General features: G+C 67.3%; 27 protein-coding genes and 1 tRNA gene. 14 read left to right on the plus strand and 14 right to left on the minus strand.

What is annotated here, in order from left to right; translation table 11 throughout:
- Window positions 1–192 precede the first annotated feature (192 nt).
- The 5 genes from ACQEU8_RS14820 to ACQEU8_RS14840 all read right to left on the minus strand — a co-directional run bounded on the left by ACQEU8_RS14820 (window position 193) and on the right by ACQEU8_RS14840 (window position 5,149).
- Entirely contained in the window at window positions 193–1,293 is a 1,101-nt protein-coding gene (locus tag ACQEU8_RS14820) for an MrcB family domain-containing protein (protein WP_433100691.1), read from the minus strand.
- Window positions 1,294–1,533: 240 nt separating this feature from the next.
- Entirely contained in the window at window positions 1,534–2,751 is a 1,218-nt protein-coding gene (locus ACQEU8_RS14825; protein WP_433100693.1) for a NaeI family type II restriction endonuclease, read from the minus strand.
- Between the two features lie 65 nt (window positions 2,752–2,816).
- Window positions 2,817–3,899 carry a DNA cytosine methyltransferase gene (locus tag ACQEU8_RS14830; RefSeq protein WP_433100695.1) on the minus strand — a complete coding sequence of 361 codons (1,083 nt, stop codon included), beginning with the start codon at window positions 3,897–3,899 and terminating at the stop codon, window positions 2,817–2,819.
- 565 nt (window positions 3,900–4,464) lie between these two features.
- The gene (locus ACQEU8_RS14835; RefSeq protein WP_433100697.1) at window positions 4,465–4,827 is read right to left on the minus strand and encodes a hypothetical protein; all 363 of its coding nucleotides are present in this window, start codon (window positions 4,825–4,827) and stop codon (window positions 4,465–4,467) included.
- A gap of 97 nt (window positions 4,828–4,924) precedes the next feature.
- Complete coding sequence (locus ACQEU8_RS14840) at window positions 4,925–5,149, minus strand: hypothetical protein (protein WP_433100699.1); 225 nt, start codon at window positions 5,147–5,149, stop codon at window positions 4,925–4,927.
- Between the two features lie 817 nt (window positions 5,150–5,966).
- On the opposite strand from ACQEU8_RS14840, the gene ACQEU8_RS14845 reads away from it, so the two are divergent.
- Window positions 5,967–6,728, plus strand: a complete 762-nt coding sequence (locus tag ACQEU8_RS14845; protein WP_433100701.1) for a GntR family transcriptional regulator — start codon at window positions 5,967–5,969, stop codon at window positions 6,726–6,728.
- Window positions 6,729–7,945: 1,217 nt separating this feature from the next.
- On the opposite strand, the gene ACQEU8_RS14850 is transcribed toward ACQEU8_RS14845, so the two are convergent.
- The 4 genes from ACQEU8_RS14850 to ACQEU8_RS14865 form a co-directional block, all read right to left on the minus strand.
- Window positions 7,946–8,416 (minus strand): deaminase, encoded by a 471-nt coding sequence (locus ACQEU8_RS14850; RefSeq protein ID WP_433100703.1) that lies wholly within the window; start codon window positions 8,414–8,416, stop codon window positions 7,946–7,948.
- Window positions 8,413–9,096, minus strand: a complete 684-nt coding sequence (locus ACQEU8_RS14855; protein ID WP_433100705.1) for a RibD family protein — start codon at window positions 9,094–9,096, stop codon at window positions 8,413–8,415. The genes ACQEU8_RS14850 and ACQEU8_RS14855 overlap by 4 nt, the downstream gene beginning before the upstream one ends.
- 47 nt (window positions 9,097–9,143) lie before the next feature.
- The gene (locus ACQEU8_RS14860; RefSeq protein ID WP_433100707.1) at window positions 9,144–10,568 is read right to left on the minus strand and encodes a helix-turn-helix domain-containing protein; all 1,425 of its coding nucleotides are present in this window, start codon (window positions 10,566–10,568) and stop codon (window positions 9,144–9,146) included.
- Between the two features lie 165 nt (window positions 10,569–10,733).
- Complete coding sequence (locus ACQEU8_RS14865) at window positions 10,734–11,093, minus strand: GntR family transcriptional regulator (RefSeq protein ID WP_433100709.1); 360 nt, start codon at window positions 11,091–11,093, stop codon at window positions 10,734–10,736.
- Between the two features lie 291 nt (window positions 11,094–11,384).
- Between ACQEU8_RS14865 and ACQEU8_RS14870 the strand changes: the two genes are divergently transcribed.
- The 12 genes from ACQEU8_RS14870 to ACQEU8_RS14925 all read left to right on the plus strand — a co-directional run bounded on the left by ACQEU8_RS14870 (window position 11,385) and on the right by ACQEU8_RS14925 (window position 20,998).
- Window positions 11,385–11,738 carry a hypothetical protein gene (locus tag ACQEU8_RS14870; protein WP_433100711.1) on the plus strand — a complete coding sequence of 118 codons (354 nt, stop codon included), beginning with the start codon at window positions 11,385–11,387 and terminating at the stop codon, window positions 11,736–11,738.
- 96 nt (window positions 11,739–11,834) lie between these two features.
- The gene (locus ACQEU8_RS14875) at window positions 11,835–12,125 is read left to right on the plus strand and encodes a hypothetical protein (RefSeq protein WP_433100713.1); all 291 of its coding nucleotides are present in this window, start codon (window positions 11,835–11,837) and stop codon (window positions 12,123–12,125) included.
- A gap of 50 nt (window positions 12,126–12,175) precedes the next feature.
- Complete coding sequence (locus ACQEU8_RS14880; RefSeq protein WP_433102397.1) at window positions 12,176–13,177, plus strand: DUF2637 domain-containing protein; 1,002 nt, start codon at window positions 12,176–12,178, stop codon at window positions 13,175–13,177.
- 100 nt (window positions 13,178–13,277) lie between these two features.
- A complete protein-coding gene (locus ACQEU8_RS14885; RefSeq protein WP_433100715.1) occupies window positions 13,278–13,481 on the plus strand; it encodes a hypothetical protein in 204 nt (67 codons plus the stop codon).
- Between the two features lie 85 nt (window positions 13,482–13,566).
- Window positions 13,567–15,735, plus strand: coding sequence for a cell division protein FtsK (locus ACQEU8_RS14890; RefSeq protein WP_433100717.1), 2,169 nt, complete (start codon window positions 13,567–13,569; stop codon window positions 15,733–15,735).
- Between the two features lie 140 nt (window positions 15,736–15,875).
- Window positions 15,876–16,127, plus strand: a complete 252-nt coding sequence (locus tag ACQEU8_RS14895) for a hypothetical protein (protein WP_433100719.1) — start codon at window positions 15,876–15,878, stop codon at window positions 16,125–16,127.
- A 20-nt stretch (window positions 16,128–16,147) separates the two neighbouring features.
- Entirely contained in the window at window positions 16,148–16,342 is a 195-nt protein-coding gene (locus ACQEU8_RS14900) for a hypothetical protein (RefSeq protein ID WP_433100721.1), read from the plus strand.
- Window positions 16,343–16,359: 17 nt separating this feature from the next.
- Window positions 16,360–16,575: a hypothetical protein gene (locus tag ACQEU8_RS14905; protein WP_433100723.1), complete on the plus strand. Its 216-nt coding sequence runs from the start codon at window positions 16,360–16,362 to the stop codon at window positions 16,573–16,575.
- Window positions 16,576–16,604: 29 nt separating this feature from the next.
- Window positions 16,605–16,991, plus strand: coding sequence for a hypothetical protein (locus ACQEU8_RS14910; protein ID WP_433100725.1), 387 nt, complete (start codon window positions 16,605–16,607; stop codon window positions 16,989–16,991).
- A gap of 88 nt (window positions 16,992–17,079) precedes the next feature.
- A complete protein-coding gene (locus ACQEU8_RS14915; protein WP_433100727.1) occupies window positions 17,080–19,053 on the plus strand; it encodes a DUF3987 domain-containing protein in 1,974 nt (657 codons plus the stop codon).
- Window positions 19,054–19,409: 356 nt separating this feature from the next.
- The gene (locus ACQEU8_RS14920) at window positions 19,410–19,604 is read left to right on the plus strand and encodes a helix-turn-helix transcriptional regulator (RefSeq protein ID WP_433100729.1); all 195 of its coding nucleotides are present in this window, start codon (window positions 19,410–19,412) and stop codon (window positions 19,602–19,604) included.
- On the plus strand, window positions 19,598–20,998 hold the full coding sequence (locus ACQEU8_RS14925; RefSeq protein ID WP_433100731.1) for a tyrosine-type recombinase/integrase: 1,401 nt from the start codon (window positions 19,598–19,600) through the stop codon (window positions 20,996–20,998). Before ACQEU8_RS14920 ends, ACQEU8_RS14925 begins: the two co-directional genes overlap by 7 nt.
- Window positions 20,999–21,253: 255 nt before the next feature.
- Here ACQEU8_RS14925 and ACQEU8_RS14930 read toward each other — a convergent pair.
- Window positions 21,254–21,335, minus strand: a tRNA-Tyr gene (locus ACQEU8_RS14930).
- A gap of 292 nt (window positions 21,336–21,627) precedes the next feature.
- Here ACQEU8_RS14930 and ACQEU8_RS14935 point away from each other — a divergent pair.
- Window positions 21,628–22,116 carry a YajQ family cyclic di-GMP-binding protein gene (locus ACQEU8_RS14935; protein ID WP_433100733.1) on the plus strand — a complete coding sequence of 163 codons (489 nt, stop codon included), beginning with the start codon at window positions 21,628–21,630 and terminating at the stop codon, window positions 22,114–22,116.
- Window positions 22,117–22,245: 129 nt separating this feature from the next.
- Here ACQEU8_RS14935 and ACQEU8_RS14940 read toward each other — a convergent pair whose 3' ends face one another.
- The 4 genes from ACQEU8_RS14940 to ACQEU8_RS14955 form a co-directional block, all read right to left on the minus strand.
- Window positions 22,246–22,650, minus strand: a complete 405-nt coding sequence (locus tag ACQEU8_RS14940; protein ID WP_433100735.1) for a YccF domain-containing protein — start codon at window positions 22,648–22,650, stop codon at window positions 22,246–22,248.
- On the minus strand, window positions 22,647–23,513 hold the full coding sequence (gene htpX, locus ACQEU8_RS14945; RefSeq protein WP_433100737.1) for a zinc metalloprotease HtpX: 867 nt from the start codon (window positions 23,511–23,513) through the stop codon (window positions 22,647–22,649). Before htpX ends, ACQEU8_RS14940 begins: the two co-directional genes overlap by 4 nt.
- Window positions 23,514–23,670: 157 nt before the next feature.
- Window positions 23,671–25,284: an NADH-quinone oxidoreductase subunit N gene (locus ACQEU8_RS14950; protein WP_433100739.1), complete on the minus strand. Its 1,614-nt coding sequence runs from the start codon at window positions 25,282–25,284 to the stop codon at window positions 23,671–23,673.
- Entirely contained in the window at window positions 25,281–26,843 is a 1,563-nt protein-coding gene (locus ACQEU8_RS14955) for a complex I subunit 4 family protein (RefSeq protein ID WP_433102399.1), read from the minus strand. Before ACQEU8_RS14955 ends, ACQEU8_RS14950 begins: the two co-directional genes overlap by 4 nt.
- Window positions 26,844–26,859: the final 16 nt, after the last annotated feature.

Genomic DNA, 26,859 nt, shown 5'->3' on the forward strand with positions numbered 1-26,859 from the left:
GACAACGAAAGCGGCCCCCTCGCTGATGCGAGGGGGCCGCTTCCTGCTGTGGCGGCGCTAGGATTCGAACCTAGGGAAGGCTGAGCCGGCAGATTTACAGCGGGCTCCGTTGACCACCTACGACCTGCGAAGTTCCGTGTGCTGCCTTTCTGCCGGGGGACACCTGGGGGAGGAAGTCGCTCGCCAGCCGCCTCACAGTCCGGTTCGGTGGGTGTAGGAGATGACGGTCAAGGTCTCCTCCTCGATGGTCCACGGTGAGGTGCAGTGGAGGACACCACCCGTCGCGGTCACAGGTTCAACGGAGCGATCCAGTTCGATCGAGTGGACGATCACAAGGGCATTGTCCGGTGCGAACCTGCGCTGCCATTCGACCTCCGCCCGCGTCAAGATGATCTGGCTACCGTCGGACACGGTCCCCTTCACCTCTACGTGAAGCTTCTCGTCTCCTCGCGTCAGGTGCAGGTCGTACGGCTTGCTGGCGCCAACGTCCTTCACGGTCCATCCCTGGGCCTCGAAATGCTCAGTGGCGAGCAGGACACTGCGTTTCTCGATGGCCCTGCGCTCGGCGGCGGTCAGGAGGAACCCTTGACCGCCCTTGCGGGCGCTCCTGCGGTTCGCGGTGGTCGCCGCACTCTGGGTTGCCTCTCGGACCTCCACCGGCAGGTCGCCGGGAACGTAGGTCGCATCGTCCGCGGCCTTGTAGAGGAGGCCCAAGAGTCGTGCCATGAAGAGCAGATCTTCACTCAGGACGTCCGAGTTGGGGATGGCGTCGCGCTGGTACTCGATGGCCACGACGTTGCCAGGCTCGTAGCCCTTGCCAAGCTTCGTGCGTGCGTTGAGACGGATCTCCGTCAGCAAGTCGGCGCGCTCGACGGCAACATGCTCGATGAGCGGGCGGGCCCAGTCGATGCGCTTCTTCAGTGCGGCGGGCTCGCGGGGCTTGAGCTCTCCGGCGATCCACTCGGTCGTGCCCTGCATGAGCGAGAGGTAGACGCGTTCTCCATCGCCGCTGAACAGATAGACGATGTACCAGCCGTCGGTTGCGCTCGGGGCTCTGCTCTTCGAGTAGACGCGGTTCCATACGACTTCGGCCCGCTGGCCGGCCCCATCCTTCCCCTCCACTCCTACGTCGTCGAGAGGTATCTCCATGGCTACGGCGAGAGCCTCGGCATGCTCACGCAACCAAGCGCGGATCTTGGTACGAACGACGAAGCCACGGCGCTGCATCTCTTCGGTGTTCTTCGCCTGCCACACCTTCTGAAGGCCGAGCACCTCACTCAAGAGTTCATCCACGCCCGAACAGTAGTTACGGGCACTGACATTGGGCTGCGCACGTTGACCTGAGACGTACTACGGTCCCTGGCCAGATGGGCAGGCCTGCACATGGGGTAGCGCGCTGCCAGCACCGCTCGACGTCTCTGATCGGACACCTTGGAGTGGCACAGATGACAACGCGGCGCTCTTCGTGAGGCTTACGGCCTAGCCCATAGATCTGCTGGGCCGTCGTGCCGCCGGAGACGTTTGAGTGGGCAGCTACGAGGTGAAATCGACCCCGGAGCGGTTCGGCGCGTCGATCTCTCGGTCGTGGGGAAGGTCGGGCGCTGGATCGGGTTCAAGCTGCAGCTCATCCTCCCGAGCGCGCGCCCAGAACCGGCCGTCGAGTGAGAACTTCGGTCGCGCATCGTCAAATGAGACAGGAACGAGGCGGGTGGAGATCCATTCGCCCTTGATCGGTACCGGCAATCCGAGCGCACGGGCGACGTGGGGGTGTGATCCTTGGTGACCCAGCACGACGATGCCCTCCGGGCGCAGGGGTATCCGTGCGTCGCGGGCTCGCTTCGGCGAGTCGTCCTGCTGACCGACTGTCAACACGGCCTGTCGGCCAATGATCCGGTCCCGCACCTCGCGGAATAGCTGGTTCAGCCGCTGCTGGCCCGACGAACTTCGGCGCGGCAATGATGCAGTGAGAATCCGCTCGCGTGCTTCGGCATCCAGGTGGAGCAGCAGGTTCGTCGGCAGATCTGTCTGGAGCCCACCCCAGAGCCAGTACACCTCAGACTTGGCGCCGTAGTCGAGCTTGCGTTTGTTGTCTCGGTTGTATGCACGGACGCGGCCGCCGCTTGCATCCCGCTTCTGCTTCCAGCGCAGGCGCTCATCGGTGATTCGCACTATGCCCGCGGCCCACTGGCTCGTGTCGTCGTTCATCCAGGTCAAGACTGCAACATGGTCGGCCCGACCACTACGCTCGCCGTGGTCAGCGCACAGATACATCTCCATCGGGATCTCCCAGCCGCCGAGATCCTTAGAAAACTTGCAGTCGATGTCGAGGCCGGCAATGGACCAGTCGAGGTCGGCGCCGTTGTCGATGTCGAACTCCTTGGTGAGGTTCACCTCGACAGCTGTGCCGAGATACGTCTTCTCGGTCTTCGTCAGGTGCTGGTACGCCCAGCGCCCTGTCCGCGGTCCATCGATCAATTCGTCGAGGGAGTCACGGAGCGCCCATCGGAAGCGCTCTCGCGCCTCCGGTTGGTGGTAGAACCAATCCACGAACGGGGCAAGGTCATCGGGTACGTGCTGCGTAAGACCGGACTGGATCCGCCACTCGCGCGGCACCTTGCCCATGGCCTCGCGCGGGGGCTCCCAGGTGCGGAACGTATTGCGGCGCGAGTGCTTCGCCGCCAACGCTCGCGACTCCTGCATGCCAGCCTGGGCGGCATCCTGCGGGAACGGCAGACCCTCTTGTATCGTCACGCGCTGAAGTCTGGCAGCACCCACTCAGCCGGGTTCGACGAGCCCCACCACGGCGGGCGCGGTCGTCAATCAGCAATCAGCGCAGCGGGAGCCGCATCCTCGACCGGCTGGCGAACCGGCCACGTGTCAAGGCCCTGTAGCTGGTCTTCGCTTGGGCTGGCCCAGCCGAATGCGGCGCTGAGGACATGCATAGCCAGCCGGGGCGGCACGGCGTTGCCAATCTGCTGACCGACATCCCGTCCAGACCACGGGTAGTTGGACGGGAAGGTCTGAAGGCGGCCTGCCTCGGCGAAGGAGAACCGGTCGAGTTCGGAGCCATCCTGGCCGACGACACGGTTGCGGGAGATCTTCCCCGTGACTGTGGCGGACGGCTCATCGGACCGCCTGCGACCGCGGGCTTTCGGGTCGCCCCCGGTGCCGTAGTTGGAGATGACCTCGAAGGGGGTCGGTCGGCTGACCACGTCGGCCATCGTCCGCCACGGCAACAGGTTCGTGTCTCCGGAGTCTCGGGCAACGCCCTTGCGGTAGATGCGGTGTGTCGCTGATGGGAGCGTCACCGGGTCCTTGCCGTATCGGGCGATCAGGACAGCCCGCCGACGGGTTTGCGGGACGCCGAATGCTTCGGTGTGCAGGATGCCGCAGTCGACCTGGTAGCCCTCCTCGACCAGTGCCTTTCCATACGCCTTCCACACTGGAAGTACTGCGGGCACCTGCTCAAGGACGATTGCCCGGTAGGGGCGGTCGATTCTGTCGATGGCGTCGAGCGCCCACATCAGAGGTTGCAGGACGAGCCCCGTCCGCTCGTCGTCCAGCTTGGCAAGATCCTTCTCGATCTCCTCGCGGTCCTCTCGAGCCACGAGCCGTTCACCAAACGTGAGAACGTCGTCGAGGGCCCTACGACCGACGCCTGTCCCCGCGACGGTGAAGGTCTGGCACGGCGGCCCCCCAGCCAACACGTCCGCCTCGGGGAAGTCGGAGGGCCCATAGAGGCGAACGTCACCCTCAGCAGTCTCCAGGCCCGCGGCACGGCGGGTAGCGCATGCGGCCGAGTCCCATTCAACGCCCACCGTGGGGACACCAAGCTTCTCCGCTGCCACGTCGAGTCCGCCGGGGCCGGCGAAGAGGTCCACGATTTTGGTGGGCTGCACTCGGGTCTCCAGATGTGTCCTAACGGGGCGACGGTGCTCCGAGCTCGGTTAGCCCGATTGCCCGCTCTGACTGTTGCTTGCCAGCGACCATGCAGCGTACCGCGAGGCACTGACAGCGAAGCCGCCGATCTTCTGATGTCGTCCCGCCACGACATTGGCCTCCCGGGCGATGACGAGGGGCCGGGAATCGCTGCGGACGCTCCCGCGAAATGTGCCCCTCAGATTGCCCACCCCTCCCCTGCTGTCGAGCATGGCGGCCGGGCCGTCCTGGTCCTTCCTTCTGGGGGCCGATCGGGCGGCTCGCACACCGGCGACGGCCCGGGCTACCAACGCGCTAGCGCAGCGAGCGTCTTGATGCAGCAGAGGAGGCGGTACCCGCCACAGGGGCTAGCAAGGTCGGGCGCGGGTCGACGATGCCCGTCCCCTAGACATACTCAGGTTTGTAGTAGCTGGTCAGGTTTACAGGGGACCGAGAATCGGGCCACGACACTATCTCCCGCCTCCTGGCCCCCTCGCCCTTCTCGCCGTCCGCGGACGCATCAAACGCTGAGCTACGCCGAATGTGTCAGCGTGTAGCCACGCCCACCTGGCCATCGGCTGAGCGTCTTTCCAGGAAGTCGGGGTCTTCATCACCCTCGCTCCCCCGGTTCAAGTCGTCGCGCTCGCTCTCAGCGACCTCATAGTCCGCCAGTCGGTCACCCCTGCTGTCAGCGACGCGCAGCGTATCGGTCAGCGCACGGTTGGAGGCTTCAAGCGCCTGGCGGAGCGCGCTCGCGTCTGCCGCGCTGTTGCCGAGCACTTCTTGTCCATCCCTGCGGGCCGCATCAGCGTCACACAGTTGCTCTTCCTCAACGGCGTCGGCGAGCAGCGTGAGCACGCTCGCGCCGTCTTCTGGGCTGAGGAAGCAAGGATTGCCAGTCTCGTTCACCCATGGCAGGAGGCGAAGTCCTCGACGGGGCGGGGTCGTGTTTTCTCGGTCGTAGGTCAACGTACCCGCCCCCCGACGCGGAGTCTCGTGGTCGCGGTCAGCATGATTCGTCCCATCCCTTGGCTGTACGAAGAACGGTGAGCGTGGTCGTTGGGGTAATGATCAAGGTCTCGCCGCTGGCGAACGTGACCCGCTTGCAGCCTCCGGAGAGGTGCACGAGGTCTCGCACGCTCATGGCTTGACCGCCTATCTGGATCTCGTCGCCGAGTAGGACCGAAGCTGCGCTGACCTCGATGGCGACCTGCTTTTCACTTCGCGCCATGCCTGGGCCTTCCTGTAAGGGCGGCCCTTGCCGTTTGTGTGCGGTGGCATGAGCAGTTGCACGGCTCGTAGGTGACGCCGGTGCCGGCCGGTGGCTGTTTGGGCTCGGCGTGGCGGCAGCCCTGATGGAGACCGAGGCTGCAGGCGGGGGATCGATAGCTCATGCCTGGCCACCGCCCAGGTACGTCGTGCCTGGACGAGGACAGATCAAGAGCCTGCGGTCCTGCGTGCTGCTCTGCCGCGTACGGGCTTCATGTGCCAGGAAATACGGGCGAACGAGCGCGCTGGGTGCCCCCTCCGTGTAAGTGGGCGGCCGATAGAGCCTCGGTGAGGCATCGAGGTGTCCACTCACCTTCGGAGGCGGAACCGGCCGGTGGCGTCCGGTCGCGGGGAAGAGCCAGCGAGCCGTCCACTCCAAGGCTCGGACGAGGTATCGGGTCATGACATGCAGCTCCCTACGCCAGAGGCCCAGTTCCCTCTGGAGTGGCAGCGCGTTCGCTCGGTGAGGCGTCGGTGAGGACGACGGCCCACGCAACGGAACCCTGCGCACTGACTTCCATCCCGAACCGGTCACCTCTGTCCAGCGCAGCTAAGAGCGCGTTCCACGCCGTCGCTGACATGACTTCGGTGGTGACCACCTCGACACGGATGGAACCGGCCTGGCGTTTGATGTGTGGGGTGAGCCCAGCCACGGTGATCGCTGACGCGATCGATTGGGCCACGGCCTCTGGTTGGGGCATGGTGATCCTCTGCCAGCCGGGTCTCACGGTGAGTGAAGCTAGATATCTAGATTAAAGCTGGTGAGCTAGATTTTCCACATGCCTGAGCAGCCGCCCTATCTCCACATCGCTGACCTGCTCCGGCGCCGCATCTCGGACGGCGAGTGGTCGCCGGGCGAGCGGCTGCCGTCTCGGGCGCGTCTCGCCGCTGAGTACGGAGTCGGCGACGCAGTGGTCCGCCGCGCTCAAGAACTGCTCATCTCTCAGGGCCTCTTGGAAGGCCGTGCAGGCTCGGGCACCTACGTCGCCGAGCCGCGCGAGCGCCTACGCATGGTGCGCTCGCTCCGGCGTGCGCGGCGTGACGGCTCACCCTTCCGTGCAGACATGGCCGATCTCGGCAAGACCGGAACCTGGGAGGCGCAGAGCGAGGCCAAGGTGCTGGCGCCACCCGACATCGCAGCCCGTCTCCGGTTGACTGAAGGTGACCTCTGCGTCCGCACGGATTACGAGTTCCTGGCCGAGGGCAAGCCGGTGCAGCTCTCAACCAGCTGGGAACCGCTGAGCATCACGGGTGGCACGATCATCGTCCTGCCGGAAGGCGGCCCGCACGCCGGCCGTGGTGTGGTTGAGCGCATGGATGTGATCGGCATCCGGGTGAGCCGCGCCGTTGAGCAGCCGGAGCCCGGGGAAGCGTCAGCTCGGGAAGCTCAGATGCTCGGCATCCCGCGAGGCTCTCTCGTCACCCGCATCGAGCGGACGTACTACGCCGACGACGGGCGACCTGTGGAGACGGCCGACATCGTGGTGACTGCCGCACGCGCGGAGATTGTCTACGAACTGGAGATAAGCCCCGGAGAATGACGGGCGGGGAGATCGAGGCCGAGGCGCTGCCTGCTAGGCGGAGGTGAGCGCTGAGTTTGCCCAGTTGTGGCGCCTGGTATCTGCGCCACCGCAGCTGACGTTGACTCCGATCACGCGAGGCGTGCCAGGAGGCTACAGCCCCCGGAGCCGCGCCACGCCAGCGTGGTGCTCGATCATCGAAGAGCTGGGCGCCTCGTTGGTGACTATGGAGCCAGCCCAGACCGCCTGATAGCCCAGACGGCGGTTCACCCTGAGCATATTTCTGTGAACTGCAAGATACTCGACTCCAGGTTGCGTATGGCCTCCCCGACCGGTGAATGAGGTGACGGCATGGCCAGAGACGACGGAACGAGCATTCCTGCAAGTCTAATCGTCTCGGTGTTGCCAGTCATTGTTGCCTCGGTTCTAGGTGTCGCAAGCTTGTGGTTTCACGAGTGGCGTGCCCGACGAAACGAAGAGACAAGACGTCGGCGACAGCTTGATGAGGCTCGTGCTTATTTGGGATTTCTCACCGAGTGGTTCAACGCGCATGCTCTGATCGCCCCAGACGCCAACATCACACCTTGGCGGGCATGGGCAGTAAGTTATTTGGATCAACAGATCCAGGACGTATATGCGTCTACGGCAGTGCTTCGACCAAAACGCCCGGGATTCTGGGCTCTGTTCAGAACAGCTTCTGCTGTGGTACCCACTGCGGTCGGTATCAGGATCATTGTTGCGACTGCTGTTCTATTCAATTTTGGTCATCGTGTTCAGCGTGACGCCTGGCCTCCTACTCGACGAGCGAACTGCCTGGGGAGATAGGATTGGCTCATCTGTCCTGCTGATCCTGACGGGCGCCGGTCTCCTTTACGGCTTGTGGCGACTCACTGATCGTCTATCGCCCAACGCCAGGTTGCCTGGATCGGGTGATAAAGAAGATTAAGCCTCCTCTACCGGCGTGCGTGCTTGCCTCTTGCAGGACTTGATTCAGAAATTCACTGGCAGCTCAATCACGATCTTCCGCCGCAGTCTTTGGAGGTCCATCGCAACGACAGCGGCAGTCATCGCAAGTGACCCGAGCGCGCTTCCCCACTACCAGCGAGCCGACTGCCGGAAAACCGCCATGCCCGTCTAATCTCGGTCTGAGGAATCCCTGTATTTCAATTATTCGCGGGAAATCTCATACGGATGGAGTCTGGAATCGCATGGCTGGCCGCAGGGCTGTTCTCGTCGGCTCACTCGGCGATGCCGGGTAGGTGCGCGTTCGCCTTGCGTACTTCTGCGGATATATGGGGCAGCTCAATGACCGCCACCTCGGACGAACGCAGAACCTCCACCCCGTCAACGTCCGTCACGAACAGGTCTGGCTCACGCCAGGCGATGACGACCCGCGGGATGCCAGCAGCCAGAATCAGCTCCGTGCACGTCCGAGGCCGGGAGCGGCGCTTCGCGCACGGCTCCAACGTGCTGTAAATGGTCGCCGAGCCGAGCCGAGCATCGTCAGTGGCGAGCTTGGCCAGGGCCGACTCTTCCGCGTGTACGTGCTCGTCCATCTCCCGCGAGTAGCCGTTCGCGATCTCGTTTCCCTCGGCGTCCACGATGACGGCACCGACCGAGAACGCCGTATGGCTCGGCGGACAGAGACGGGACAGCTCGATGGCTCGGCGCATCCAGGCTTCGTCGGCGGCGGACGGCTCGGCCGTCATGGGCGGCTCTCCTGCCTGGGCAGGTAGCGCATGAACACGACATCGCCGATCGGACGGGCCTCGGCGAGCCTCATGCGTCGAGTGGAGGCCCAGGGGTAGTCGGCGGGGTGAAGGAAGCGCGGAGCGTCGGCCTGGCCGACGACGAGCGGGGCAACGGCGAGGTGGATCTCGTCAACGAGGTCTTGGGAGAGGAACGCCGTGTGGACGTGGCCGCCGCCCTCAACCATGAGGCGCTGGATGCCGCGCTCCCCCAGGTCGTCCAGGAGGGCGCCGAAGTCCAGGTCTTCGCCAGTGGAGACAACGTCGGCGAGGCCCTTCAACCGCTCCCGCAGCTTGTCCTGGGCAGCGTCCGTTGTGTACGCGACCTTCTCTCCGCCGTGGTGCCAGAACTTCAGCTCGCGCTCCAGGTCGCCGGTCTTCGTCACCGTGACCTTGAGCGGGTACGCGGGCTTGCCGGCTGCCTCGCGCGCTGCGCGCCGCTCCTCGCTGTTCACCAGGAGCCGCGGGTTGTCGGCCCGCATCGTCCCGGCCCCGATCAGGATGGCGTCGGAGTCGGCGCGGACCTGGTCGACGCGGCCGAAGTCGTCAGCGTTGCTCAGCAGGAGACGCGACGGGCTGGTGTCGTCGATGTAGCCGTCTATCGAGGTGGCGACGCTGAGCGTGACGTACGGGCGGGGCACTGGCATCTCCTTGGTGGCTGAGCGGACTGAGGCAGACGATACGAGGCTCAGGCTTGCTTGAGCACTGCGTCCCTCATGGCGTCCTTGAACTCGTTCACGGTGATGACGCTATGCCACTTGCCGAGGTCTTCATCGAGGCGGGCCAGCTCTCGCGTGATGCGTCCGGAACCGGTCTCCACTCCGATACGGAGAGCTTGCAGGCCCGTGCGCCCGGCTTCCTCCGCTTCACCCGCTCCTGCGAGCGCGACGGCCTGACGGGCGAGGTAGACACCACGGTCACGGTGGAACCCCGCCGGGAGGTTCGCAATGGCGCGGCCGAAGCTTTCAGCGGCGGCCTGGTGCTCGCCGAGGTCGTTGAGGCTCTGTGCACGGTGGACTTCGATGTACGCGGCATCGAGCCAGACGCCCCAGGGCGAGTGGGGGTTCGGATCCATGGCCTGCCGCAAGTCGTGCGCATGGTCGTAGGCGCGCTTACAGGCGTTCGCGTCCCCTTGCAGCGCGTACCCATGAGCACCGAATGTCGCGGCGACAGCGGCAAGGCGGCTGCCGGGCTCTGCTCGGCCCTCGGCCGCCTCCGCCACGTCCAGGGCCTCGATCGGGTCGCGCATGTCGCCGGCCAGCTGGCTACGCCGCGCGAGGATGTAGGTGGTGAGCTCGTTGTCCCCGGTCAGGTGGGAGAGTTCCAGCGCTTCGCGCGTCCAGTGCTGGGCTGCGCGGAAGTTCCCGGCGTCCTGGTGGAACCAGCCCGCAAGCTCTGCGTACTGGGTGTGGAGCTGGAGAAGCTGCCTTCGATCCTCGCCGCGTAGATCTCGCCGTAGAGACTTCATCGCCGCCATCTGGCGCTCAACGATCGGGATGCTCTGGTATGGCCCGAACAGGTTGTCGTTGTCGATGAGTACGCGGCGGGTGGCCTGCAAATGTTCGATGGGATTCAAGGCGGGCAGCGTCCCTGAAGTCGGCGAGACAGCGGCGGCGGGAGCATCCGAGAGCGCGGCTGCTGCCGCCGCAGTGCCGAGGGTGCCGAGCAACGCTCGGCGGGATATCGACACGAAGATGATCCTTCCGTCGTCGGTGCGGGCAGGGACAGAAATCCCCTCCGACGACGTTGCCTCACCCTCGGCTCTGTCCTCCAGAAGGACAGAGCTGTTGGACACATCAGGGCCCTGATAGGACACATGGACACGGGGTTGGTCACGTGTCTCATGGCGTTGTGAAGCTGCGGCTCGAATGCGCCTGTACTTGCGGATGAGCGCACCCTCGGCGCGCAACTCGTGGTCGTAGGCCGTCACCAGGTCAGCCGACGCGGCTTGGTCCCCGCGCTCGGCGCGGGCCATGTAGCTGGGGCTGTAGTTGATTCTCTTGCTGAGTTCCCCCAGCGAGTAGCCCCGGTGGTCGCGCCACGCCCGCATCTCCGCGCCCAACTCGTGCTGAGGCCCCGCCTCTGGCGTCAGCGCTTTGGGCTTCTGTCCCACAGCGGCCCTCCCCTTGTGTCCTTTGTGGCGGCTCCATCGAGGCCACATGGACAGTCTTTTGACGGCCCGCCAGCGGCCGTACAACAGATGCACAAGCGGCACACAGCCTATCGACGCTGAGTGCTCACCGCAGCGATGAAGACGGGAGGAGAGGAGGTGAGGAACCTACGAGTCGGCACGGTCGGCCTGTTGCTCTTCGAGGGCCTGGACCCGCTTGGCCAACTCCGAGATCTGAGCTTTGAGTTCGGCGAGCTGTTCAGCGGTGACCGGAGAAGCGGTGGGGCTGTACGGCGACTCGGGGTCATAGGCGAAGCTTCCGCGCCCCGTGGTGAAGATCCACCCTTCATGGCGAAGGAGACTGAGGGACTTCTGAACCGTCACGGGAACGAAGCCGGACTCTTCGGCCAGCTTCCGTACGGAAGGAAGCTTCTCCCCGGGTGCGATCGCGCCGCTCTTGATCCGTTCCCGCAGGTCATCGGCTAGTTGCTCGAAGGGCGCTCTGGGGTCGTTCTCAGCTCTGGTCACACCCCGAGCCTACCCATCACTAACACGTACCAGCACAGAAACCGCCCCGAGGGGCTTGCGCGATGTAACGTGACAGCACAAGATGTCACGTGTTGGACCGCCCGGAGGGCCCGGTGAAAGGGGCCCAAAGGAAGCGGCTGTTCTTTGAGAACTCAACAGTGTGTCCAAGCCGAGTGATTTTGGTCCGCGATGCCGCCTGAGCTGCGGCGTCGCGGGTCATGACCACTCGTCTGTGACGAGCGGTTCGCAGCCAGGGGATTCCTGGCTGCCTGACTCGGAAGGAGAACGATCATGTTGCTCGCCATTGGGGACGTCGTCCGCGACCGCCAGGACGACGCTCTGGGCACGGTCGCCGGCATGGCCTCCGGGGTTGTGCTGTTGCGGCTCAACGACGCGGTTCGCCCGGTGCCCTCGGCGAACGTCGAGATGGTGGCTCGCGCGGTGAAGCCGCGGACTCCGGCGCTGGACGTCGCCAACCTCTGCTTCATCGCGCTCGGGCTGATCATCGGCGTCGTCATGGGTACCGCTGTCGCTCAGCTCGGCGGAGGCACGTTCCTTATCGCGTCGGTCACCTTCACCTCCACCGTGACCGTCATCTCCGGCCTGACCGGCGTTTTTCTGCGTCCCCGGCGCATTCGCGTCTGACCTGCACGCGCTCAGCAGGCGACGGCGGCACTCCCGACCAAGCAGCGCCCGCCGTCCCTGTCTCCCTATCCCAACCAGGAAGCAGGAGTCCGGATCATGACCATGAAGTCATTCATCGCTGGTCACCAGGTCGTCACCGAGGACGACGCCTTGGAGCTGGCGCTTGGCACGCCGCTAGAACTGTGGCTCGGCGTCGCTGAGGAGAGCGCAGAGGAGCGCGCGGCTCGCCTGGACGCAGCGCGCGACATCCTTGCCGAGGAGCCAGAGCTGTACGACCGGGTCACCGCACTCGTGGCCGAGGGGCTGCCGGATATGCCCACCTCACTGTTCTCGGTTCGCTCGGCCGCCTTGTCTGTCGGCGCGCTGCTGGGTGGTGAGGCAGCTTGAGCCCGACTCCTGAGCCGCATCCGGCGGGAGGGGGCGTGCGGCTCTCCACCATGAGCGCGAGCCAGATCCGTTCCGCCGAGCGGACGCTGTCGGCCGGTACGTGGAGCATCACCTTCGGCGCGATCCTCTACTCCGTTCTGACCGTCACTCCGCTCGTCCGCAGTGTGACCCCGGATGGGTGGGAGCCGACGGCGCCGGTACTGCCGTTGGTGGTCGATGCGGCGGTCGTGATCGTCGTACGTCTCGACTCCACCGTGGCCCGCCTCGGCGGCTCGGCCGGCCGCTGGCCGACCGTGCTGCGCTGGCTGACCGGCATCATGACGCTCGCCCTCAACATCGGCGACTCGGCTCTTCATGGCGACCTGGTCGGCGTCGCTGTTCACGCGGTCGCGCCAACCCTGCTCATCGTCACCGCCGAGGCAGGGCTGGCCTACCGGCGCGCGATCGCTGCCGCGCTTGAACGCATCGAGCGTGAGCAGCGCGAACAGGCCGCGCGTGAACAAGCCGAGAGCGATGAACGGGCGCGCCTGGCTCGTGAGGAGCGTGAACGGGAGAGGGAAGCTGCCGAACGCCGGGAGCGGGAAGCACGCGAGCACGCCGCCCAGTTGGAACAACAGCGCGCCGAGCGGGAAGCAGCCGAGCGCCGTGAGCAGCGTGAGCACGAAGAGCGGCTGCGCCGCCTGGACGCGGAGCGCGAGGAGCGAGAGCGGCGTGAACAGCGGGAGTTCGAGCTGGCCCGCGAGGCACGCGAACGGGCCGACCGAGGGCGCCGTGAACAGCAGGAACGGCAGCAGCGTGAACAGCGTAAGCAGCAGCGCTCCGTTCATGAACGCGCTGAGCACGCCGCTCGTGAACACCAGCCGCAGCCCGGTGCAGCGGACAAGCAGCCGTTGCCGAAGGCCAGTGCTGCGTCCGGGAAGTTGAGCGAGGAGGAGGCCCTGGAGGTCATCCGTACCGCCGACCCGGACGACACCGTGCGGCAGCTCGCCGAGCGAACCGGCTGGTCCGTTGGCTGGATCAGCGCACGCATGCGTGAGCTGCAACACGCCTAGCCCTTCAGCGCTGCCTCGCCGTCGGCCGCCAGTCGCGCCGCCCCAGACGGCCAAGAACAGCCCGCCTGATCCCACCACGCCTGCCGAAGGAGCCTCCGACATGAGCAATTCGACTGTCACCTACCGGTGGACCGTGAAGGTCCTCACCAGCAGCGGCCCGCAGCTCATCCAGCACACCTACGCCGGACACACCACCGGTCCGGCCGGATACAGCGTCCAGGATGCGCGACGCGACGTCTACGCCTGGCTGCGCGGTCAGGGCGTGAAGGGCTACTTCGCCAACTTCTACGCCACCGCCAGCTGATCGCTTGAACGCAGGGGCCCGGTCACCAACCGACCAAAGCAGCGGCCGGGCCCCTGGCTCCTCCCAGCCAAGGAAGGAATCGTCAGTGAACCACGAGGAAGAGAACGAACTCTTCGAACGACTCGAATCGGAGATGAGCCAGGAAGAGCCCAGCAATGTGCTCGACCTGGGCAAGGCCAGGTCTTCACGCGTCACTCCCGACGCCGAGCCCGGGCCGGCCGAGGGGAAGCCGGACGGCGACGCCGTGATGGTGGACCCGCCCGCCCTCTCCGGACCCGGGCTGATGGAACGCATCCGGGGCGCGCGGCGCAACGCGCTGCTGCCCGGCTGGCTGCGGTCCAAGGCGGAGTTGCTGGACGCTGCCGGATGGCTGGTCGGGCACGTCGGCCACACCGCCGCGTATCACGCGATCCGCACCCCTTACTACGCCGCGAACCTGGCAGCGCGCTCCCCGGTCGGCGCGGCCAAGGTCGTCGGGGGGACGCTGCGCTGGGCCTCGGATGCCGAGGGGGAGCCGCTACGTCAGGCCGCCGCAACGAGCGAGGACATCGGCGAGTACCTGAAACTCTCCCGGCAGCGCGACCGGCGCGTGCGCTGGCGCGGCGCCGTCCTTGCGCTGTCGCTACTGATCGGCCTGCCCGCAGCGCTCGCCTTCTACGTGCTGGCGCCGTCCTGGCTGGTGGTCACCTCCACCACGGCCCTGGCCTTGGTGCTGGGCCGCGTCGGCGCTCCGGCCGACAAGCCTGTCATCTCGCAGGCCGTCGTACCCACCCATGTGGAGCGGCTGACTTCCCCGATGATCGAGCGCGCGCTGGGCGCCCTGGGCATCGCCGAGATCAACAAGGCGTTGGGCAAGGGCGGGGAAGGCATCACCTTCCCGCACCCGATCCGGCAGGACGGCCCCGGTTGGCGCGCGGACGTCGACCTGCCCTACGGCGTGACGGTGGCCGACATCCTTGACCGCCGCGAACGCCTCGCCTCCGGACTGCGCCGCCCGCTGGGCTGCGTGTGGCCCGAACCGGTAGCGGACGAGCACGCCGGACGCATGATGCTGTGGGTCGGACACCAGGCGCTCAACAAGGGCAAGCCCAACCCGGGACCGCTGCTCAACAGCGGGTCCACCTCACTGTTCAAGCCTGTCCCGTTCGGCACCGACCAGCGTGGCCGGGGTGTCGACCTGACGCTGATGTACGACAACGTGCTGATCGGCGCCATGCCCGGCATGGGCAAGACCTTCGCGCTGCGGAACCTGCTGCTGGCCGCTGCTCTGGACGTGCGCGCCGAGCTGCGGGTGTGGGAGCTGAAGGGAACCGGCGACCTGGCGCCGCTGGCCAAGGTTGCCGCCGACTACGGCAGCGGTCCGGATGACGCCACGGCCGCAGCCGCGCTGGAGTCCTTGCGGTACGTCTACCGGGACTTGGAGCGTCGGGCGAAGGTCATCGCCTCGCTGCCCAAGGACAAGTGCCCGGAGAACAAGGTCACCGCCGAACTGGCCAAGATCAAGAGTCTGGGGCTGCACCCACTCGTGCTGGCCATCGATGAGTGCCAAGAGCTGTTCACGCACGACAGGTACCGCAAGGAAGCGGCGAACCTGTGCACGGCCATCATCAAGCGGGGCCGCGCTCTGGGCGTCATCCTGCTGCTGGCCACCCAGCGCCCTGACAAGGACTCGCTTCCTACGGCCATCAGCGCCAACGTCGGCACCCGCTTCTGCCTGCGCGTGATGGGGCAGACGGAGAACGACATGATCCTTGGCACCTCGATGTACAGGCGGGGCATCCAGGCCAGCACGTTCGCCAAGTCCGACGTGGGTATCGGCTATCTGGTCGGCGCTGTCGATGAGCCGCAGATCGTGCGTGGCTACTACCTCGACAACCCCAAGGCCGACAGCGTGTGTGAGCGCGCCCGCCAAGCGCGCATCAAGGCAGGCACCCTCAGCGGCCTGGCCGCCGGTGAGGAGCCGCAGCGCGAGGGACGCAACGAGACGCTGCTGGCCGACATCCTCTCCGTCGTCCCGCCCAAGGAAGCCAAGGTGTGGAACGAGACGGTCATCGAGCGCCTGGCCGAACTGCGCCCCGAGGCATACGAGGGCTGGGGCGCCGAGCAACTGACCGCCGCGCTCAAGCCGTTCGGCATCGAGACGACCCAGATCGGCCGCCGCATCGACGGCAAGGTCGTCAACCGGCGCGGCATCGTCCGCGCCGACGTCACCCGCATCGCTGCGGAGCGTGACGAAAAGCGCGACGCCGGATGAGTGTCCGGGGCCGCTGACGCTAGCGGCAGCCACCGCTAACGTTAGCGGCCCCGCTAGCGCCGCATATCCCACCTGATCAGGCCGCTAGCGGATAGCGGCCCTCTCCTCGCACGCCCGAAAACCCGCCCAGGGAGGGCTCCATGACCGATGTCCTGGCCGCTATACCCGGCCTCCTATTCCTCACCCTGTGTTACGTCGCGCTGTGCGCGGTCTCGCCGTTCGGCACCTGCCGCAAGTGCCGAGGATTCGGCTTCCAACTCAAGACCAACCGGCGCGGCCAGCTCCGGCGCGGCAAGGACTGCCGCCGCTGCGACGGCTACGGCAAGCGCATCCGCCTTGGCCGCTGGCTCTACAACCGCGCCGCCCGGCTGCACGACCAAGGCACCCGCTGACCCGCAGAAAGGCCCATGCCATGACCCTGACCGTTTCCGTTGTGCTCGTCCTCGGCGTCCTGGTCGCCGTCGCGCTGAAGTTCCGCGCCATCGGCGTCGGCGCCTTCATCCTCGTCGCGCTCTTCGGCTTCAGCCTCTCCGACACCGACGCTGCCCCCACCATCACCCAGTTCATCGGCGCCCTCAGCGACGCCGTCGCAGACATCGGCAACTGACCAGAACGGAGAACGCTTTGAACGCCATAGCACTCCGCCCGCAGCGCATCTCACTCATGGCCGTCGGCGAGCTGCGCGACGCCTTCACTGCCCTCGAACGCGGCGACCGAGGCACCGCCGTCGCCAGCCTCATGGCCATCGATGCCGAGTCATGGCAGGCCATTGAACGGCGGCTGGCCACCCTCGGCGGAAGCGTTGCCGACCTTCTCAACGCGCTCGAAATCGAGCAGTGAGCCCCACCCGAGCAAGCGAGGGAGAAGAAGTGACACCCGATCCCAACGCCGCAATGTGCCCGTCCCCCGAGACCGCGTACGCGGACGCACCCCGCATCACCCGAGAGATTTCGTGGGTGGCCGGCGCGGCAGCCGACCGGGAATTCGGCGTGCCGATGGGACGCGAATTCTGGCTCCGCAAGGCCGCCCTACTCGACCGCGTCGCTCTCGACCAGGTCGAGAAGCACGCGCCCGAAGTCGCTGCCGCAGCAGTCGAGACGGCGGAAGAGGCGGCCGGACGGCTCGCCGACTTCGATCACACCCACTACACGACGCGCGGCCCCATCAAGCCGCTGTTGAACCCGCCCGGCCGGTCCTACCGGCCTTACGTCCGCCAGGAGTACCTGGCCTGGCTCACGGCTCACACCGACTCCTAGCTACGCCCGGAGGCGGCGGCACTCCCGACCAAGGTCGCCCGCCGCCTCCGGTTCTCCCATCCCAACCAGGAAACAGGAGGGCACCAGCATGCCATCTGAGTCCATGGCCGCGCCGTACAGCAATGTGCGCGCTCTGTTCGATCAGTCCGAAAACAGTGGTCCGCCGAACGATGTTGAAGCCGAAGCGGCCGTACTCGGAGCCATGATGCTCCGCGCCGAGGCCATCGCCGAGGTGACCGAGACTCTGAGTCCGGAGGACTACTACCGGCCCGCGCACGAGACGATTCACCGCGCCATCCTCGTCCTGCACGAAGAGGGCCAGCCGGTAGACCCGATCACCCTCACGCATCACCTGGACCACCTCGGCGAGCTGCGCCGTGTCGGTGGCCCCGGCTACGTCCAGTCCCTCGTCCAAGCGGTGCCCACAGCCGCGAACGCCGGGTACTACGCCGAGATCGTTCACGAACTGGCCGAGCGACGCCGTCTCATCGAAGCGGGCACGAGGCTGGTACAGGCCGCCTCGACCCCCAACGCGACGGCCGACGAGGTACGCGAGGCGTACGTGCTGGCCGAGGGGAAGCTCCCGGAGGCGTGGCAGGAGCCCGTCCCCCTCAATGCCCGCCCGGCTCTGCCTCCCTTCCCGCTGCACGCGTTCCCGGGGTGGCTGGGTGACTTCTGCGCCGCTCTTGCCGAGGAGACGCAGACACCCCCGGACATGGCTGCCGCGCTCGCCCTTAGCGTGTTGGGCACGGCTGCTGGTGGCCGCAGCGTCGCGCAGGTGCGGGGCCGCTGGCGCGAGCCGACGAACCTGTACGTGGTCGTCGCACTCCCGCCGGCCAACCGCAAGAGCGCGGTCTTCTCCGCCATGACCGGCCCGCTCTACGTGGCGGAGAAACGGCTCGTGGACGAGGCGGCCGGACGCATCGTAGAGGCGGAACTGACTGCCAAGGTCGCCCGCGAGGCCGCCGACAAGGCAGCGGCCAAGGCAGCGAACGCCGAAGGCCCGGAACAGGACGCGCTGATGGCCGAGGCCGTCGGGCTCGCCCAGGCCGCCGAGTCCCTGACAGTGCCCGTCCGTCCCCGCCTCCTGGCGGACGACGCGACCCCGGAGGTCGTCTCCTCCCTGCTCGCCGAGCAGGGAGGACGCCTCGCAGTGATGTCGGCCGAAGGCGGCATCTTCGACATCATCGCCGGGCGCTACTCCGGCACACCGAACATGGAGGTCTTCCTCAAGGGCCACGCCGGAGACCGTCTCCGCGTCGACCGCCGCAGCCGCGAGGAATTCATCGAGGCCCCGGCACTCACCATGGGACTTGCAGTACAGCCGTCGGTCCTGGAGGACATCGGCAAGAACCGCGGATTCGACGGACGAGGCTTGCTCGCCCGCTTCCTCTACGCGCTCCCGGAATCCCTGGTCGGCTACCGCAAGATCAACCCGTCGCCGGTCCCGGAAGCGGTCGCGACGGCGTATGAGCGCAACGTCCTCGCGCTCACGCTCTCACTCGCCGAGTGGACCGACCCCATGGTTCTCCGGCTGACAGACGAGGCGAGCGCTGCGCTCGTCGCGTACGAGGAGCGTATGGAGCCGCAGCTCCGCGCCAAGGGCGGCAAGCTGGGCCACGTCGGCAAGTGGGCGGGCAAGCTGGTCGGCACCGCTGCGCGTATCGCCGGGCTTCTCCATCTGGCCGCGCACTTGGCGGACGGCTACGGCAAGCCCGTCGATGGCACGACGATGACGGCCGCCATCGAGGTAGCCGACTACTTTGCCGCTCACGCCCTGGTGGTCTTCGACCTGATGGGCGCCGACGCCGCCCAGGCCCGCGCCGCCACTCTCCTTGAGGTGCTGCGGGCGAACGGCTGGGAGACCGTCAGCCGACGCGACCTGTTCGCCAAGCTCTCCCGCTCGGAGTTCCCGACGGTCGCCGACATGGAACCGGCTGTCGCGCTCCTTGAGGATCACGGCTACCTCCGCGTCGACACCCCACCCCGCAATGGCAAGCGCGGCCGGCCCCCGGCCCCGCGCTACGTCGTCCACCCCCAGGTGCGGGAGGGCGACGCATGACCGCGATCACGACCACCCAGCCGCAGAAACCGCAGAAACAACAAAAACCCCAGCACACCCATGCTGACCTGCGGCGGAGCACCCCACACGGCAGTACGACCCATTCGCCGCAGAAACCCGCGAAAGCTCCGCAGAAATCCACCACGCCCCCGGGGGAGCCCGGCGCCGCCGAGGGCCCCGCCGATTTCTGCGGCACTTCCCGCGATTTTTGCGGCACCACCCCGCCCCACCCCATCACCTCAGGTCAGGCCCCAGATTCGCGTATTTCTGTGGATTCTGCGGTTTCTGCGGCAGGTGTCCCCCGCGTCGGAACCTCAACCTCCCCCGCCCGCCTCGTACGGAAGGTGTCGGAAGCCGTGTCCCACGAGCCCTATCTGAAGCTTCGCGATGTCCTCGCCGAGCTGGACATGTCCCGCCCGGCCTTCTACCGAATGCGTGCCCGCGGCAAGGCGCCCAGGTGCCTGAAACTCCCCAACGGGCAGCTGCGCTTCCGCCGTACGGACGTCGAGTCATGGCTGGCGAACTGCGAGGAGGACCTGACGGCATGCTGACCTACGACGTCCGGATCTACTCAATCGAGACGAGGACAGGCCGACCCAAGCCCTATCGCGTCCGGTGGCTGGTCGGTTCGGGCCCGCACGCGCGTAAGCACTCCAAGAGCTACCGGCTCAAGCCGCAGGCTGACGGCCGTCGCTCCGAGCTGATGGAAGCGCTGCGCAGGGGCGAGCAGTTCGACACTGAGCAGGGCTTGCCTGCTTCTGAGCTCAGGGCCCGCGAAGCGAAAGAGAAGGCGGTCACCTGGTACGAGCACACTTGCGCGTTCATCGAGAAGAAGTGGACCGACGCGCCGGGCAAGTCCCGCAGAAACTTCGCCGATGCACTCGCGTCCATCACTCCGGCCATGGTCAACACAAACGTGAAGCGCCCGGATCCTCGTGTACTGCGCCGAGCGCTCTATAGCTGGGCATACAACAAGAAGCGATGGGAGGGAGAGGAGGAGCCTCCACGGCAGTGGGCGGAGGCCCTGGCATGGCTGGAGAAGCATTCCGTGCTTGTCTCTGACTTCGAGGACCCCAAGACCGTCCGCAAGGCGTTGGAAGCCCTTTCCAGGAAGCTCGACGGCGGCAAGGCGGCAGCACGCACGGCCAAGCGCCGGCGCGCGTGCCTGAGCGACGCTCTCGGCGTCGCAGTCGAAGCCGGGTACTTCACAATCCCGGTAAACCCCATCGGGGCGGTCAAGTGGACACCTCCCAAGACCGCCGAAGAGGTGGACCCCGACAGCGTCGCCAACCCTCGCCAAGTGCGGCGGCTCCTCACTGCCGTACGGGAGCAGGGAGAGCGCGGGGAGCGCCTGGAAGCGTTCTTCGGCTGCCTCTACTACGCGGCCATGCGCCCGGCGGAGGCCATCAACCTCAAGCGCTCCCAGTGCCACCTCCCAGACAAGGGCTGGGGGACCCTCAAGCTGCGCAAGGGCGTCGTCTACCCCGGCCGCGACTGGACTGACGACGGTGCTTCACATGAGGAGCGCGGACTGAAGGCACGAGCAGAGGACGACACGCGCCCTGTGCCGATCCCACCGACATTCGTACGGCTGCTCCGTGCGCATCTGGATGAGCACGGCACTGCCCCGGACGGACGGCTCTTCCGCACCAACCGCAATGGTCTCTTGCAGGACACCGGCTATGGGGAGGTCTGGGCAAGGGCCCGAGGGGCGGCGCTGAGCGAGGAAGAAGCCGCTTCCCCACTGGCTCGCAGGCCATATGACCTTCGTCACGCCGGGGTCTCCCTCTGGCTCAGCTCCGGGGTGGATCCGGCGGAGTGCGCACGACGGGCGGGGCACAGCCTGAATGTGCTCTTCCGCGTCTACGCCAAGGTGCTGGCCCAGGCCCAGGACCAAGCGAACAGCCGGATCGAAGCTGCGATGAAGGAGTGGGGAGAGGAGTAGTCCGATAGCCGATGGCCCGCAGCGCTCACCCGCGCTGCGGGCCATCGGCATGTCTGGGGACGGTCCACACCTGGCCCCTGACCGGCCCCCCCCCGGGGGACGCCTGGGGGAAGCACACTGGTCAGCTCCGACACACCGGCGAGACAGGGTGAGACAACCCGCCCTTTTCGACCCTCGTTCGAATCAGTGTGTTCGAATAAGAAAAAACCCTTCCGATCCTGCTCTATCGCAGGTCAGAAGGGCTTTCCTTCGCTGTGGCGGCGCTAGGATTCGAACCTAGGAAGGCTGAGCCGGCAGATTTACAGTCTGCTCCCTTTGGCCGCTCGGGCACACCGCCTGGGATTGCTGCCCGACACCCCGCTCGGGGCGGTGCGCCGTGGCAACGGTGTAAACCATACCCGATGGCCGGGGGTGGTTCGCCACCCGATTGATCAGTCGCGTACGAGCCGCCGTACGCATCCGCCGGACGGCTCGCTGGCCGTCCCGGAACGGTCCCGGAACGGCCCCCGGAGGTACTCCACCGCGTGCCCCTCGCCGCCAGGGCCGGGCTGCCGTCGCGGGTGGCTAGGCTTTGCGCACGGCCCTCGGGGCCGTTTCTGCCGGATCTATGTACGAGGAGCCAACTCACCATGGCCGACTCCAGTTTCGACATCGTCTCGAAGGTCGAGCGGCAGGAGGTCGACAACGCGCTGAACCAGGCCGCGAAGGAGATCTCCCAGCGCTACGACTTCAAGGGTGTGGACGCTTCCATCGCTTGGTCGGGCGAGCGGATCGAGATGCGGGCGAACTCGGAGGAGCGAGTGAAGGCCGTGCTCGACATCTTCCAGTCCAAGCTGATCAAGCGCGGCATCTCGCTGAAGTCGCTGGACGCCGGGGAGCCGCAGGCGTCCGGCAAGGAGTACCGCATCTCCGCTTCGCTCCAGGAGGGCATCTCCCAGGAGAACGCGAAGAAGGTCGCGAAGGTGATCCGGGACGAGGGGCCCAAGGGCGTCAAGGCCCAGGTGCAGGGCGACGAGCTGCGGGTGACCTCGAAGAGCCGGGACAGCCTGCAGGAGGTCATCGGCCTGCTGAAGGGCAAGGACTTCGACTTCGCCCTGCAGTACGTGAACTTCCGCTGAGGTCAGCGCACCGAGGTCGAGGTGCGCGAACCGTCACCGACCCGCTCGGCTCCGTCCTGGACCGCGGCCGAGCGGGAGGGGTGAGCAGTTACCACCGGCGAGCACTGGCCTCGCCGGGTGGGTGAGCACTCACCAGCGGTATCCGGGGTAGGCCGCCGGGGTGTTGGTGGGGACGATCTCGCGGCCGAGCGGCATCAGCGAGACCGGGATCATCTTGAAGTGGGCCAGGCCGAAGGGGATCCCGATGAGGGTCGCGCAGAGCGCCACGCCCATGGTGATGTGACCGAGCGTGAGCCAGATGCCCGCGAAGACGAGCCAGACGACGTTTCCGGCGCCGGAGGCAGCCCCGGCGTCCGGGCGCTGCACCACCGTTCTGCCGAACGGCCACAGGGCGTAGGCGGCGATACGGAAGCACGCCAGGCCCCAGGGGATCGTGATGATGAGCACGCAGCAGACGAGCCCGGCGAGCACATAGCCGAGGGCCATCCAAAGGCCGGACAGAATCAGCCAGATGAGGTTGAGGAGGGTCTTCACCCTCGCCAGCCTGCCATCTTCTCCAGTCGGGCGACACGCTCGGCCATCGGCGGGTGGGTGGAAAAAAGTTTCGTCATGCCGCCCTCGCCCCTGCGGAACGGGTTGGCGATCATCATGTGACTCGCCGTCTCCAGCCGCGGCTCGGGCGGCAGCGGCAGCTGGGCCGTACCCGCCTCCAGCTTGCGCAGCGCCGAGGCGAGCGCGAGGGGGTCGCCGGTGAGCTGCGCCCCGGAGGCGTCCGCCTCGTATTCGCGGGAGCGGGAGACGGCGAGCTGGATGAGGGAGGCGGCGAGCGGGCCCAGCAGCATGATCAGCAGCATGCCGACCAGGCCGGGGCCCTCGTCGTCGTCGGAGCGCCCTATGGGGATCAGCCAGGCGAAATTGACGAGGAAGAGCACCACGGAGGCGAGGGCGCCCGCGATGGAGGAGATGAGGATGTCGCGGTTGTAGACGTGACTCAGCTCGTGGCCCAGGACGCCGCGCAGCTCACGCTCGTCGAGGAGGCGCAGGATGCCGTCCGTGCAGCACACAGCAGCGTTGCGCGGGTTGCGACCGGTCGCGAAGGCGTTGGGTGCCTGGGTGGGCGAGATGTAGAGCCGCGGCATCGGCTGCCGGGCGGCCGTGGACAGCTCGCGGACCATGCGGTACAACTGCGGGGCTTCGAACTCGCTGACCGGGCGGGCACGCATCGCGCGCAGCGCGAGCTTGTCGCTGTTCCAGTACGCGTAGGCGTTGGTACCCAGCGCGATCAGCAGCGCGATGACCAGGCCCGTGGTGCCGAAGAAGCTCCCGATGAGGATGATGAGGGCGGACAGCCCTCCCAGGAGCAGAGCTGTCCTCAGCCCGTTGTGCCGGCGGTGCACGGTTCGCCCTCCAGATGGTGCTGCGGAGCCCTGAGCCGGGCGGACCTTCCGCCCTCAGCAACCCCGTCCAGTGGACCCTCCCTTCTGCGTCAACGGAGAGTGGGCATCCTCAGTTCCCCGGGGAGGGGGCGCTCAGCACAGCGCCGTGAGGGAGCGCTCAGAACAGCGCCGTGCCGGCGAACCGGAGAACCAGCTGCGGGGCACCGGATGTGGCCAGGGCGAGCACCCCGGTGAGGGCGACCGTCGCGGTCAGCGGCGCGGAGAGCCGCGGGAGGGCCGGGGCGGCGGCCTCCTGGCCGGGGGCGGTTTCCTGGCCGGGGGCGGGACGGAAGAGGAGGGCCGTCCAGGTGAGGTAGTACACAAGGGCGATCACGACGTTGAGGGCCATGACGACGGCGAGCCAGCCCAGCCCGGCGTCCACGGCCGCCTGGAAGACGGTGACCTTGGCGAACAGGCCGACGATCCCCGGTGGCAGTCCGGCCAGGCACAGCAGGAAGAACGCCAGTGCGGCGGCAGCCAGCGGGTGCGTACGGACCAGGCCCCGGTAGTCGTCGAGACGGCCGTGCGAGCCGGGCTGCTGAAGGGCGGCGACGACGGCGAAGGCGCCCAGGTTCACGACGGCGTACATCAGCGCGTAGGCGAGTGTCGCGCCGACCGCCTGGTCCGGTTCGTCCGCGTACCCGGCGGCGGCGATCGGGACGAGCAGATAGCCCGCCTGTCCGACCGACGACCAGGCGAGCAGGCGGACGGCACTGTGCGCGCGGTCGGCACGCTGGCGCAGCGCACCGAGGTTGCCGACGGTCATGGTCAGCGCGGCGAGCACCGCGAGTGTGGGTCCCCAGGCGTCCGCGTACGAGGGGAAGGCCTGAACGGTGACCAGGATCAGCCCCGAGAAGCCCGCGGCCTTGCCGATGACCGACAGATACGCGGCGACCGGCACCGGTGCGCCCACATAGGTGTCCGGAACCCAGAAGTGGAACGGCGCGGCAGCAGTCTTGAAGGCGAAGCCGACCAGAGTGAGTGCCACTCCCGTGGCTGCGAGAGTGCTCAGCCTGCTGTCGACATTGGGCAGGGCCTGCGCAACAGTGCTCAGGTGCATGCTGCCGGTGGCGGCGTAGACGAAGCTGACGCCCAGCAGCATCACTGCTGTGGCGGCGACGGACGACAGGAAGAACTTCAGCGCCGCCTCGGAGGAGAGCCGCTCTCCGCGCCGCAGTCCGACCAGTGCGAACGCCGGGAGCGAGGCGACCTCCAGGGCGACGACAAGCGTCGCCAGGTCGCGCGAGGCGGGCAGCAGGGCGGCGCCGGAGGCCGAGGAGAGCAGCAGGAACCAGAACTCTCCCGCGGGGAGCTTCTCCTGGCGTACGGAAGTCATCGACAGCAGCGCGGTCACAAAGGCACCGCCCAGGACGAGCAGCTGCACGGTGAGAGTGAACGGGTCGGCGACGTAGCTGCACGCGCGCGTGCCGGCAGTGAGGCAGAAGGTGGCGCGGTCATCGCCGACGAGCGGAACGAGCGCCAGCCCGGCGAGTGCGAGCGCGGCGGCGGACAGCCGGCCGAGCCAGCTCTTGTGGCGCTCGTCCAGGAACAGGTCGGCCACCAGGACGACCAGTGCGGCGACAGCGGCGATCACGGGCGGCGCGATAGCGGCCCAGTCGATGTTCTGGACGAGGTCGCCGCCCTTGGCGAGGTCCACGCTCCGCGCGGGGTCGACGCTCTGCGCGGACTGGGCGAGGTTGTGCACGCCCTGTGGGGCGGTGAGCGCTGTCATCGGGTCACTCCTGGCAGGAGGCTCTGCACGGCCGGGTCCATCAGTCCGAGGAGGGCCCCGGGCCACAGTCCGGCCACGACGGTGAGGACGACCAGGGGCGTCCAGGCAGCGATCTCGTACGGGCGCACATCGGGCACCGTGGCGAGGCGTTCGGGGCGGGCCTCGGCCGGGTCGCCCATGCAGACGCGGCGTACGACGACGAGCAGGTACGCGGCGGTCAGCAGGGTGCCGAGTGCACCGCACGCCAGGAACACCATGAAGGCGGGTCTGCTGAGTCCGGCCGCCGGGTGGTAGGCGCCCAGCAGCGCCAGCAACTCGCCCCAGAACCCGGCCAGTCCGGGCAGCCCCAGGGAGGCGACCGCGCCGAAGGCGAGCAGCCCGCCCAGCCGTGGCGCCCTGCCGTAGAGCGCGCCTCCGGTGGTTCCGGCCAGTGTGTCGAGGTCGCTGGTGCCCGTACGGTCCTTCAGGGCGCCGACCAGGAAGAACAGCAGGCCGGTGATGAGGCCGTGCGCGAGGTTCGCGTAGAGGGCGCCGTTGACGCCCGTGTGGGTGAGGGTTGCGATGCCCAGCAGGACGAAGCCCATATGCCCGACCGAGGAGTACGCGATCAGCCTCTTGAGGTCGCCCTTGGCACCCCTCCGCGCCAGGGCGAGGCAGGCCAGCGACCCGTAGATGATGCCGACCACGGCGAATGCCGCCAGGTACGGAGCGAATGTGTGCGCACCGTCCGGAGCACCGGGCAGCAGGATCCGTACGAACCCGTAGGTGCCCATTTTCAGCAGCACGCCTGCCAGCAGGACGGAGCCCACTGTGGGCGCTGCTGTGTGGGCGTCGGGGAGCCAGCTGTGCAGTGGCCACATGGGTGCCTTGACGGCCAGTCCGATACCGATGGCCAGGGCGGCGATCAGCTGGGTGGTGTGGCTGAGGCCCGAACCGTGGAGGTGGGCGAGCCGCACCATGTCGAACGTGCCGGCGTTCAGCCCGAGCACCAGCAGTCCGAGCAGCATCACCACGGAGCCGAGCAGTGTGTACAGCACGAATTTCCACGCTGCTGGTCCCCTGCCCTCGCCGCCCCACCGGGCGATGAGGAAGTACATCGGGATGAGCACCATCTCGAACGCCAGGAAGAACAGCATCAGGTCGAGCACCGCGAACGTGGCGAGGGTGCCGCACTCCAGCAGGAGCAGCAGTGCGACGAACGCCTTGGGGCTCGGCCCCTGCGGCATTCTGGCGTAGCTGTAGAGCGCGCACAGGAATGTCAGCAGTGCGGTGAGCACGAGCAGCGGCAGGGAGACGCCGTCGGTCCCGAAGTGCAGCCGCACGCCCAGCGCGGGGATCCAGCTGACGTTGGACTCGGCCTGCATGGTGCCGGGGCGGTCGTGGTCGAAGCCGAGGGCGAGCAGGACGGTGAGGGCGAGTACGGCGCCGGTGACGGTCACGCAGTGCCGCAGCACCGCCTGGTCGGGGCCGCGGCCGCGCAGCCCGGGCGGTGCGGGCAGCAGTGCGGCGAGCGCACCGAGCAGCGGCAGGACGACGACGGCGACGAGGAGCGCCTGCATGACGGTGTCGTCGAGC

This window comes from Streptomyces sp. CA-250714 (genome assembly GCF_050936705.1).
Lineage (GTDB): Bacteria > Actinomycetota > Actinomycetes > Streptomycetales > Streptomycetaceae > Streptomyces.